The organism is Candidatus Gromoviella agglomerans, assembly GCF_021065005.1.
In the GTDB taxonomy this organism is placed as follows: Bacteria; Pseudomonadota; Alphaproteobacteria; order CAJXXZ01.
The window spans coordinates 331,998-344,364 of sequence record NZ_CP069247.1; the positions used below are offsets into that span (position 1 = coordinate 331,998).

Annotated in this window: 9 protein-coding genes, 1 tRNA gene and 1 other RNA gene; 6 read left to right on the forward strand and 5 right to left on the reverse strand. The window is 32.6% G+C overall.

The window, feature by feature from the left end:
* Positions 1 to 39: 39 nt before the first annotated feature.
* The 3 genes from Gromo_RS01370 to Gromo_RS01380 are packed head-to-tail and all read right to left on the reverse strand — an operon-like array spanning position 40 to position 3,161.
* Positions 40 to 1,209, reverse strand: coding sequence for a proton-conducting transporter transmembrane domain-containing protein (locus tag Gromo_RS01370; RefSeq protein ID WP_231158689.1), 1,170 nt, complete (start codon positions 1,207 to 1,209; stop codon positions 40 to 42).
* Positions 1,202 to 1,891 carry an ABC transporter ATP-binding protein gene (locus tag Gromo_RS01375; protein WP_231158690.1) on the reverse strand — a complete coding sequence of 230 codons (690 nt, stop codon included), beginning with the start codon at positions 1,889 to 1,891 and terminating at the stop codon, positions 1,202 to 1,204. The genes Gromo_RS01370 and Gromo_RS01375 overlap by 8 nt, the downstream gene beginning before the upstream one ends.
* Positions 1,892 to 1,901: 10 nt before the next feature.
* Positions 1,902 to 3,161, reverse strand: coding sequence for an FtsX-like permease family protein (locus Gromo_RS01380; protein WP_231158691.1), 1,260 nt, complete (start codon positions 3,159 to 3,161; stop codon positions 1,902 to 1,904).
* A 215-nt stretch (positions 3,162 to 3,376) separates the two neighbouring features.
* Here Gromo_RS01380 and rnpB point away from each other — a divergent pair.
* Both rnpB and Gromo_RS01390 read left to right on the forward strand, forming a co-directional pair.
* Positions 3,377 to 3,715: RNase P RNA component class A (rnpB, locus tag Gromo_RS01385), an RNA gene on the forward strand.
* Between the two features lie 63 nt (positions 3,716 to 3,778).
* Positions 3,779 to 4,897 (forward strand): hypothetical protein, encoded by a 1,119-nt coding sequence (locus Gromo_RS01390; RefSeq protein WP_231158692.1) that lies wholly within the window; start codon positions 3,779 to 3,781, stop codon positions 4,895 to 4,897.
* A gap of 1,022 nt (positions 4,898 to 5,919) precedes the next feature.
* Here Gromo_RS01390 and groL read toward each other — a convergent pair.
* Together groL and Gromo_RS01400 are read right to left on the reverse strand one after the other, a co-directional pair.
* Positions 5,920 to 7,545, reverse strand: a complete 1,626-nt coding sequence (groL, locus tag Gromo_RS01395; RefSeq protein ID WP_231158693.1) for a chaperonin GroEL — start codon at positions 7,543 to 7,545, stop codon at positions 5,920 to 5,922.
* A gap of 15 nt (positions 7,546 to 7,560) precedes the next feature.
* Positions 7,561 to 7,890, reverse strand: a complete 330-nt coding sequence (locus Gromo_RS01400; protein ID WP_231158694.1) for a hypothetical protein — start codon at positions 7,888 to 7,890, stop codon at positions 7,561 to 7,563.
* A gap of 143 nt (positions 7,891 to 8,033) precedes the next feature.
* Here Gromo_RS01400 and Gromo_RS01405 point away from each other — a divergent pair.
* The 4 genes from Gromo_RS01405 (at position 8,034) to prfB (ending at position 12,235) form a co-directional block, all read left to right on the forward strand.
* Positions 8,034 to 8,107 (forward strand) — tRNA-Arg (locus Gromo_RS01405).
* 54 nt (positions 8,108 to 8,161) lie between these two features.
* Positions 8,162 to 8,656: a cell cycle transcriptional regulator TrcR gene (locus tag Gromo_RS01410; protein ID WP_231158695.1), complete on the forward strand. Its 495-nt coding sequence runs from the start codon at positions 8,162 to 8,164 to the stop codon at positions 8,654 to 8,656.
* A gap of 229 nt (positions 8,657 to 8,885) precedes the next feature.
* Positions 8,886 to 10,943 (forward strand): ATP-dependent DNA helicase RecG, encoded by a 2,058-nt coding sequence (locus Gromo_RS01415; protein WP_231158696.1) that lies wholly within the window; start codon positions 8,886 to 8,888, stop codon positions 10,941 to 10,943.
* A gap of 188 nt (positions 10,944 to 11,131) precedes the next feature.
* A complete protein-coding gene (gene prfB / locus Gromo_RS01420; RefSeq protein ID WP_274381144.1) occupies positions 11,132 to 12,235 on the forward strand; it encodes a peptide chain release factor 2 in 1,104 nt (367 codons plus the stop codon).
* Positions 12,236 to 12,367: the final 132 nt, after the last annotated feature.

Below are 12,367 nucleotides of genomic sequence, written 5' to 3' on the forward strand. Positions count from 1 at the left end.
CAATGCTGAATTTTTGAATGATTTCTCTATAATAAAAAATCATCTAAAGATTTTCAACAATCGTCCAAAAGTCAACATATTACACAGCATGACAAAAATCATCACCACTATCGAATAGACATTAGTATAAGAATCATACAAGCTTTGCAAAATAGTAAGCTTTGCCCAAAAACAAGCAAAAGGAGGTAACCCCATAAACGAAAAGTAGCAAATATATCTCATAAATAAACTTAAACGCAATGCATTCAAAGAGATCATCATGCATAAAGGAGAGAAAAATATATATTGCAATACATAACAATTCACAGAATTGCCACAAAATCCCAGCATCGCATAAGCAGAATGCTGAGATGCAAGATTTATAAATAACCTCTTAATAGAAGAATTTTCATCACACTCCAATTCACTATCATTACAAATATTGTTATTCAAAATAATCGCAATTGTAGATAAAATGATAGTCAGCACAGACAATAAAGACAAAATCGGAAACATTTTGTATGAATTACATGCGGTCCACAATTTATAAAACACGAATACAGTAATCTTTGATAAAATTCCTACAACAAAAGAAAAAACCTTGTCCCCTATTGAACAATAAACACTTTGTGTCCAAAAAATATAAGGGAAAGCAAACATTTTAATCAAAAATCCTATAGAAATCATCGCTGTAGATAAGTCAATATAAGGAGATTGTTGACAACCCATTAAAGTTACTATATGAATGTTCAAAAAACCTAGCACTCTATAAATAATTCCAATTCCAATTAATATAAAAGCTGTAGAGAATAGATTTATTATCATATAAGAAGAAATGTCAGAGTCCCGCGACATAAGACCACATGTAGCAAACAAAATCACTTCGAGCCAAACGTATATATTAAAAAAATCATCACTCACGACCAGACCATATATAGCAAATGACATAAAAAAGTAAAATACTCTGAGCTTTTCTTCGTAACACAAGTAGATCACAAAACAAGTCATGCCCCAAAGCATTAATGCATCATCATTAATAAATAATCTAATTCCATCTGACCATCCGCCCAGGTTGATAAAAAAAGGCAATTCGCAAAGAATCAAACAAGATAGAGCAAATAACGAGAAAGTGATAAAAAATTGACGATACACTCTATCAAAAATTTTTAAATTCAAACAACCAAATAAACTTATTATGAAAGGCAAAATTCCACAAATTTGACTAATCATTTTTGTTAACCCTAATAATTTTATCTACCTCTTCAATCAAATAAGGACTGTGAGTAACAATTAAAGCCGCCATACCTGTACTAGATGATATTTCTCGAATTATGGAAAATACATCCTTTTCATTTTGCTCATCTAAATTTCCAGTTGGTTCATCTGCTAACAGAATTTTCGGATCATTTATAAGAGCTCTAGCAACAGCAACTCTTTGCCTCTCTCCACCAGATAAAGATGATTGAGAATTGTTTGCCTTATTTGACATATTAAATCTACTTAAAATTTCCATTCCTCGTTTTTTAGCTGAACATTCACTTTCTCCAGATATCAATGCAGGCATAATCACATTCTCGATCACAGAAAAATCAGACATAAGATAATGAAATTGGTAGACAAATCCGAAGATTCGATTACGAATTTTCGCTTTATCAACATCAACCAAATTTGCACAATTTATCTGACTAGCATTAAATTTCAGTCCAATGTCGAACATAATTTCTTGAGAAAGTAATATCTCTCCACTTGAAGGGCGATCTAAAAGACCAGCTATTTGCAATATAGTTGATTTACCAGAGCCAGACTCTCCAACTAATCCACATATCTCAGACTTATCGATTGATAGAGAGAAGTCATTTATCACAACTTTATCTCCAAATTTCTTTGAAATATTCAATAGTTTCATCATCATGATACTCCACTCATTCAGATCTCAAAATATCAACTGGTTCTATCTTTGCTGCCTTAAAAGCAGTGTATATAGCAGATAAAGCAGTCATAAAAAAAGCAATCATGCATATCATGAAGACATCAAATGAATCAACTACACATGGAAGTTTCCCTATTTCCAAATAATCGAGAAATAAAATTTTTTTAGATACAGATTCCAAAATATCAACATTAAATGATACAAATAATCCAACAAACATCCCAATGATCACTCCAACCATACCCACAACCAAGCCAGCAATAAAAAACAATGTAATAATTCCAAGTCTCGAATAACCTATAGTCCTCAAGATTGCAATCTCCTTTTGCTTTGACTGAATGAGATTGACGATACACGCTATACCACTAAATGTCGAAATCAAAATGATTAGACAAAACACCAACATCATAACTGTTTTTTGCATATTTATGGCAGATAAAAATGTCTCATTTGAGAGCTTCCAATCATTAATTAAAAATCTATCATCCATTCTTGATAGCATTATCTGAATATCAAATCTGTAGTCCGATACCATATCAGGATCTTTCGTAAAAACATCTAAATCATTTACAGCTCCTTGCATAGAAAACATATCTTGAGATTTCTTCAAATGCACGAACACAAAGCTTGAATTATAATCACTCATACCGACATCAAATGTCCCAACAAATTTCATGTAACGAATCTTTGGCATCATATTAGCCAAATTAATTTTCTTATCTTGAGGGCAAATTACCATCACAACATCTCCAAGTTTGAGATCTAAAAAAGCCGCTAATTTCGATCCAATAATTATTGCGTTCTCATTCTCAATGAAAGCTTTCATGGTATCTGCATCAACGGAATCTTTAATCAATGGACGATTTTGAAGATCTCGAATACTTATGCCATACAATATTGCTCCACTAGCTTCTTCAGCTGAAACAATAACCTGCTGCTTCACCACAGGATAAACATCAACTACATTTGAATTTTGCTTAATCTGAGTAAGAATATCTTCATAATTATAAAGTTTATGATTTGCATTTGATAATGATATATGACCATTAAATCCCAAAATTCGCTTTATCATCTCAGTTCTAAAACCATTACTAATGGATGTAACGATTATTAAAATGGCTACACTTAATGAGACTGCAAACACAGCAAATCCACTTGAAAACGATAAGATCTTCTTTTGCTGAGATTGAACAGCAGACTTAAAAAAGAATGGGAAAAGATAACGCAAAACAATCGTTATACTTAAATTCATAAAATATACTCAGCAATGTGCATAAAGTATATTATTTGATCTGTATAAACACAAGAAATCAACAGGAATAGAAATTTATTTTAGAGAACAGCATAAACTTAGCTATTAATCTTGAATGACTGTATTAAAGTGGAATTTTATTTGATTTGTAATTCAATAATAAACTTATTGTTTCTCATTATGCATTGCAAATTTAACAAAAACATGCGAATCTATATTGCAGTTGAGAGGTTGCTGTATTTTGTACAGAGGAAAGTCCGGGCTCCATGAAAAGACAGTACTGGATAACGTCCAGCAAATCGCTAGATTTAGGGAAAGTGCAACAGAGAGTAGACTACTCTTTAAGAGTAAAGGTGAAACGGCGTGGTAAGAGCACACCATGTTCTTGGTAACAAGAATGATCGGCAAACCCTACTGGGAGCAAGACTAAATATGAGCTCAAAATCATCTCTTTTCAGATGTGAGCTCGGGTAAGTCGCATAAGGAGTCGAGTAATCAACTTCTCAGATGAATGACCTCATAAACAGAACCCGGCTTATAGACTGCACTAAAGAATAGTCGTTGCAATTGATAATCTTTGATTGTAAACTTCAGAAGTTAACTTTTTATTGTCTTTCATGAAAATTACATTAAATATCATTTGCTTAAGTTTAGTATTAGGAATGCTAAATACTAATGGAATGGATCAAAATCCAAAAGACATATACAAATCGATGACCCTCAAACAATTGAACTGCGATAATAAGGAAATCGAAAATATTACAAAGAGCCTGATCATACCTCAAAAATCAGTACAAGATGATGTTGAATTGATTTACTTGAATGATACTCAATCTATCTTAGATAGGATGAACGATCCTCATACAATTGCACCGCAAGAAAAAGAGAAGATAAATGCATTTGTACACAAGAACCATCAAAGGATACAGATCCTCATTAATAAAATTATTGAGATCAATCAGTTTGATATAGATTTTATATGGAAGAACAAGCATTCAATCAATTATTTAGTGAGATATGGAAAAGATATTCAGTATGTAATCGATGCGATGAAAGATAAAGAAAATATTTTCTTAACAAACATTGAAAACATATCTAGGCAAATTATTGATGAAGTCGACAAGGCCAATAAAGAATTGGATAAAATCAATAAATGGAGTCAAATGGAAGATAAAGATAAAAACAATACAAAGCAATTACTTGAAAATAATGTAGCCATGAGAGGGTTTGTATGGGACAAAGCTCAGTATACGACCAAACTTACTATGTTTGATATCTTGAGTATTGCTGATATTGCACCATATCTACAAATGAAAAGAACACCTTTGGACAAAATAATTGAGTTATTCAATGCATTGGATAAATTTACAGAAAATGTATGTGTAACTCTTCAATATAATTTTCTTATAACCACAGATAAAGAGACTCGACTTGTATTATTTAGGAATCTTAAAGACGATAAATCACAAAAGAAGACAGAATATGCACAACAATTCTTGAATTATGATTCATGGAAAAATGTGAGTGATCAAGTACATTATAAAAAACTCAGCGTTGCCTTAGCACTGTTAAAGTCAAAATCTGTAAATAAAAATGCAGAAACAATAAAATTAGACGGTATTGATGATTTGATTAACTCATTAGATAAAGCAACAAAAATAGCATATGATGCAGAAAAATTTCTTACAGGTCAGGCGATTTCTTTTATTAAAGAAGATCAATGGCCCATTAAATAATACCTCAGTGATCGACAAGCGAAATACCTCCAGCTGAAGATAAGCAAATTTGTAGATATTTAAAGATATAGTATTACTAGAGAATGTGATATTAGCACTTGTAAGAATATATGAAAAATTGCATTTTGAATCAGAATTTAAATCTAGTCTAAATATACAAGCATCAACCAACTTCTGAGGATAATCAGTATAATATGTTATACAAAACAATTACTTTACTGCATTCATATATTTTCCATATTAATTTTTCTGTAGATTTGTTTATCAACATAGCTAAATAACAAAAATTTATTACCATCACTTTACATCTTTTGCTAAAAACCTCAAATACGTATGTTCACTGCTGCACTAACAACAATTCATGCTCGTAATAAAAATCCTTCCTCGGAATTTAAACTGTATTAAATATTACTCAGAAAAGTACGCTCTATTATTTATCAGAATTTGCAATCATTCACAGATTGAGCAACTCACTTGATTAGACAAACGATGAATAATCATTTGAAGCTCAATCCATCAATTTTTTAAGTCTATTAGAAGTATTTTAGAGAAATATTGCCTTTATAGATACAGAACCTGTTGTTATTAGAAGATTATGTATTCTGAGCCAATACAAATACAAACGAATGAACGAAATACTAGAAATAAATAAAAAATCCATATATTAAAAATAAAAAATATCAATATTTTATTGAAAAACTCCACCAAAACTGAGCAAATTATTGAAAGACTCCACCAAAACTGAGCAAATTATTGAAAAACTCCACCAAAACTGAGCAAATTATTGAAAAACTCCACCAAAACTGAGCAAATTATTGAAAAACTCCACCAAAACTGAGCAAATTATTGAAAGACTCCACCAAAACTGAGCAAATTATTGAAAGACTCCACCAAAACTGAGCAAGTTATTGAAAAACTCCACCAAAACTGAGCAAATTATTGAAAAACTCCACCAAAACTGAGCAAATTATCGAAAGACTCCACCAGCTTCACCAAAAAAACCAACAAAATTACAATCAGAATTAATATGGACCCATCGGACTAGTATCTTTTGGAGTCTGTTCTTTATCCTTGGACACAACAACTTCAGTTCCTATTGCAGTAGAAGCAACCGATATTGCATTCTTTATTGCACTTATCGTGACATTGACAGGATCTATAATGCCGGACTTGATCATATCACAAAATACACCGCGACTTGCATCGAATCCATAATTTGTATCAGGCGAGCTCATTATCTTATCCACAATCAAATCAGACTTTTCACCAGCATTAAATAAAATTGTCTCTATAGGCAAAGACAGAGCATCGTAAACTATCTGAACACCCAATTTAATATCAGGAGAATCTTCCAACTTCATCAATTGACTCAAAGCATCTCGACATCTCAAAAGAGCAATTCCTCCACCAGGAACAATTCCACCTTCCATCGCCGATTTTGTCGCACGCAATGCATCATCTAATCTATCTTTCTTCTCCTTTACCTCAATTTCAGTTGCGCCTCCAACTTTTATCACACCAACTCCACCTGATAATTTAGCAATTCTTTCTTGAAGTTTTTCTCTTTCATATTCGCTAGTCTCATTGTCAAGAAGTGACTTTATCTGAGCAACTCTAGCATTAACATCAGCCTTATCACCTTTACCTCCAACAATCACTGTACTATCTTTAGTCACTTTTATGCTTTCAGCAGAACCGAGATCGGATAATCCTATAGCATCAAGCTTATCTCCAAATTTAGAAGAAAACACCTTACCCTTTGTCATTATCGCAATATCCTGCATTAATTCATCTTTTCTGTTGCCAAACCCTGGAGATTTCACAGCACAAACCTTCAATGCACCACGTAATTTGTTAACAATAAGCACAGTAAGAGCATCTCCATCAACATCATCAGCAATAATCAAAAGTGATCTATTTGACTTCAGCACACCTTCCAAAACCGCAACAATAGAAGCAGCAGATGAAATCTTGCCATCAAATATCAATATGTACGGATTTTCCAACTCACACACCACTGAATCAGATCCACAAAAATAAGGAGAAATATAACCTTTATCAAACTGCAATCCTTGTACAACCTCTATCTCTGTATTGAGGGATTTTCCTGACTCAACTGTAACAGCTCCGTCCATTCCTGTTTTAGATATAACAGTAGCTACGAGCTGCCCAAGAGAATCATCTCCATTTGCAGATATAGTCGCAACATTTTTGACAGATTCTTCATTTGAGACCTTCACTGCCATAGCTCTCAATTGCTCCAATATTTTATCTCTAGCTTTTTCCATCCCTAGCCTAACTTTAGCCTGATTGACCTTACGATCTCTGCAAACTGTTGCCATACTCTGCATACAAGCATTAGTCAAAATAGCAACACTAGTAGTACCATCTCCTGCTTCATCAACTGTTTTTGAACTTGCTGAGCGAATCAATTGCGCTCCAATATTTTCAACAGCATCAGAGAATTCAATAGCTTTAACCACTGTTACTCCGTCTTTTGTAATATCAGGCGCACCGTATTCTTTTGCAATAATAACATTTCTACCTTTAGGACCCAAAGTAACCTTTACAGCATCAGTAATCTTATTCGCACCACTCAAAATTCTATCAATGCCGACATTTCCACTTACGATTTCAACTCCAGCCATATATCACCTCCAAAATTAAAACACTAACAACACGTCTGAGTAACGAATAACTGCAACTCTACTAGAATCAGCAGGAATAGACAAATTCAAACCAAAATCTGATAATTCCTGATAATTAACATCAGTTCCAGCATGTTTTCTAAGAAGAATCATATCCCCTTTCTTGATGTCAAGAGCGACTCTAGTTTCTCCCTTTCCATCCATTTTCCCTGGCCCAACCTCTAGAACTCTTGCAACTTGAGATTTATCAGATGTATCTGGGAATATAATTCCGCTTTTGCTTTCTGACTTCAAAATACACACTAACAAACAATCATCTATCAATCTTAAATTCGAAGAAGACATCGGTAACCTCCTGTAAAAGTTATAAAAAACACGACTTTTTGATTTTAATATAGTTTCAACAAGAAGTCATTAACTTCGTCGAAAATTTTTATAAACTTGCAAAGTCTGGAACACTCTAAGAGGCTATGGTATAGTTAGCTCATGCGCTTGTAGCTCAGATGGACAGAGCACAGGATTCCTAATCTTGCGGTCGGAGGTTCAAGTCCTCTCAAGCGTGTTCCATTGTATGATTTATTGTAATATAATTACTCCATAACATGTTCATAAACAGATGGTAGAGATTCTATCTAAAAAAGCGATAGCTATTTGGCTAATACAAAATACATCTCTGACTTTTGAGCAAATATCCCAATTTTGCTCTTTGAGCATAATCGAGATACAAAGCATGGCGGATGGTAATCATGATATAAAGGAAGGTCTAAACCCAATTGAGAACGGGCAACTTACAATTGAAGAAATTCATAGATGCGAAAGAGATGAAGATGCAATATTAATCGCATCAAACGATGAGAAATACAAATTTCATTACAAACCAGCAAAAAGCAATCATATAACAACAAATGATAGCATAAGTGCAATAATTTGGCTGCTCAAAAAATATCCATCGCTAGAAAATGAAGTCATAGCAAAATTGAGTAACTCTTCGATCGATATGGTTAGAACAATCAAAAACAGAGGAGGAAAACTCAAAAGCGTCATCGCTCACAATCCTATTAAATTAGGGTTATGCACTCAAAGTGAACTAGAAAAATACGTAAAATCATAGATCGGAGCAATAAATTCTATTCACTAAGTAGACTAAAAACACAAAAGAATACAATCTGCGCAATCTCAGCTTTGTTTTTCAAAAAATATCGGTTCAATCTTCTCGCTCATTCAAAAATTTTAGTTTTTTATACAGATTCTTAATTAACAAAAATCTCGTAATATAAGAAACTAAACAAAAATAGTGATCTTTCTTTTCATAAGTTATAAAATTCATTCAAACTCATTTCATGATCACTTTGCAAGTGTTATTTCAAGACATTTCTCATTGCAAAAATGTTGGGCCAAAAAAATTACCATTGATGAAAAGAATAGGTATTCATACAATATTAGACCTATTATTCTTTCAGCCAATAAGAATATTCGAATTTCCACTAATGCAAAGTCAAGATTTCAAATTCATAAGCAAATCAAAGGAATGTGCAAGCATTCGAGTGTGCAATATCAAAATCAACAGAAGTACTAGCGTCAATAAAAAACACTTCATTCTTCGAGGAAAAATTGCTGATGATATTGAGCATGATCATCCATGCCAAACATTAAATCACATAGATATCGAAATGGTATTTTTTCACATAAATTCAGTGCGCTCTATCACATCATCTTTTGGGATTGTGAGCGGAAAGTACGAAAAAACAATCACAAATCAAAGAGTTTTACTAAAATTCATACATCCAACTTTTTCAAGAGTAGAAACAAATCAAAGAATATCTCAGTACTCTCTTCCTTACGGTTTAACATCAAATGACATAGTAAAATTTATAAAATCAATAGACATTCCAGAGATCGATGAATGGATTCCACTCAAAATAGTAGAAAGATTTAATTTTCCAACATGGAAAGAAGCAATCTTGAACCTACATTTCTCAAAAAATGATGAACAATACAAATTAGCAATAAATCGTCTTGCTTTTGATGAGCTGTTATTTCACTACCTACACAATCAAACAACAACACAAAAGTGCAGAATTTATAGTCCAAATGAATCCATTCGACAGGAATTTTTGCAAAATTACGGAATAAAAGAGCTTACACCTTCACAGCGGAATGCACTACATACAATCGACAAAGATTTAGCAAATAATCTAATTACATACAGAGTACTTCACGGAGATGTAGGTAGTGGAAAAACAATAATCGCCTTTCTATCAATATTAAGTTTTGCTGAACATGATGTTCAAATTGCATTTATCTGTCCAACTGAAATTTTAGCCAGACAGCACTACGAAAATTTCATAAAAACGATACAGAAAATGACTTTAATAAAGATTACAACTACCCTTCTAACAGGATCGATGAAAGAAAAGGAAAAGACAAAAATCAGAGAAGGAATATTTAGCAACCAAATTCAAGTAATATTTGGAACTCACTCGCTTTTCTCAAATAAAATTAAATTTCATAATCTTGAATACGTAATCATCGATGAATTGCACAAATTTGGAGTATCTCAACGAAATGCTATTTACGAAAAAGGCATAAACAAGCAAGTCAACATGCTAATAATGAGCGCGACTCCAATCCCTCGAACTCTCGAGCATACTTTATCTGGATTTATCAATTTGTCAAAAATCGAACAAAAACTCCCAGATCGATTTGAAATAAAAACATATATCATTCATAAAAACAAAGAGGAGAGTCTCTTAAATCACATATTCGACAAAATAAAAAATGAAGAATGCGGTTATTGGGTATGCCCATCAATAAAGGAAAACGAAGAGATGAGCTCAATAGAAAGCAGAATAGAAATATTTAAAAGAAGTAAACAAATCGACATATCTTGTATATCAATACTACACAGCGAGATTCCAGAAGATGAAAAAAATTCTATAATGCAAAAATTCAAAGAAGGCGATAAGAAATTAATTTTATGCACAACAGTAATCGAAACTGGAATCGATATTCCAAATGCAACATTCATAGTTGTAGAAAATGCAGAGAGGTTTGGATTATCACAATTGCACCAACTCAGAGGCAGAGTCGGCAGAAATGACAAGCAATCTGTATGTTTTTTACTATGCAACGCTTTTGGTCAAAAAATCAAAGAAAGACTGAACATAATGCGAGAAACTAATGATGGATTTGTAATTGCAACTAAAGACCTTGAACTAAGAGGTGCGGGCGAATTTTATGGAACAGCACAAAGTGGAGAATTCAAAATATTCAATTTTGCTGATTTAGATAGACATTCAGAGTTATCAAGAGAAGCTAAAGAAACAGTAGAATCATATGATGATCAACAATTCATATCATTGCAGAAATTTATGAACCAAATAACATATCAAATCTAGTGAAAAACACAATCTACATTTATCAAAGAGATGAAAGACAAATTCAAAACAAAGATATAATTGAATGCGATGTACATTTATCCACTAAAGCAATTTTTAAAAAAATTAATTAATAACATTCATAAATTCAAAAAATTCACTGAATAAAAATGATGTGATAATATGATTCAATCATGACATGCCAATAGATGAAGATCGAAATAAAAGACATACTAAATGAGGTAAAAAAAACACTCAATATGATGAGTAATAGTCTCAATATTAATCAAAAAACAGAAACATTAACGAGCTTACAAGACACACTTTCTGATCCATCTTTATGGGACAATCCATCTCAAGCAATATCTCTGAGTAAAGAAGTTGACTATCTGCAAAAGACAATTTCAATGTACAACAATTTCAGAAAATCCCTTGAGGACATAGAGCAATTTCTCGAAATGGATGATTCCGATGAATTTATTAATAATTTATACTCAGATGCAGAAACTTTGCTTGCGCAAGTAAAAAGAAGCAGCATAATATGCTTTTTATCAAGCGAAGGAGATGACTGTAACTGCTTCCTTGAAATAAACTCAGGCGCAGGCGGAACAGAGGCTCAAGATTGGACGGAAATGTTATCAAACATGTACATAAAATGGGCGGAAAAATCTGGATATTCTGTTGAGATTGTTAATCAACTCAAAGGAGAAGAAGCTGGAATAAAAAACATCTGCATAAAGATTATCAATCAATCATCAACTCATGCATATGGGTGGCTGAAATTTGAATCAGGTGTGCATAGATTGGTGCGAATATCTCCATTCGACTCATCTTCACGAAGACACACCAGCTTTTCATCAGTTTGGGCATATCCTGAAATTGACGATTCTATTGAAATTCAAATACAAGAAAAAGACTTACGCATTGACACATTTCGCGCTTCTGGAGCAGGTGGACAGCATGTTAACAAGACTGATTCTGCAATAAGAATAACTCACATTCCAACAAACATTGTTGTGCAATGTCAAGATGACAGATCGCAACATAAAAATAAAGCTGAAGCTATGAAAATGCTAAAATCGAGATTGTATCAGATTGAACTAGAAAAAAAAATGAGTGATCTTCAGAAGAAAAATTCCTCCAAGAAAAATATTGAGTGGGGGAATCAAATAAGATCATATGTATTACAACCATACCAAATGGTTAAGGATAATAGAACTAACTTAGAACGGTCTGATGCACAAAATATACTCAACGGAGATATATCAGAATTTTTAGAAAAAGCACTTGAAAATGGACTACAAACAAATTAATTCAGTTATACATTATAAAACTATTTAATTAGAATGAGGGAATTTCTCGCAGACAAACAAAAATTTGAGAGATATATAAATGTGAACTGAAAGTAAAATGAATGGACAAAATAATCAGATAGAAAATTATCA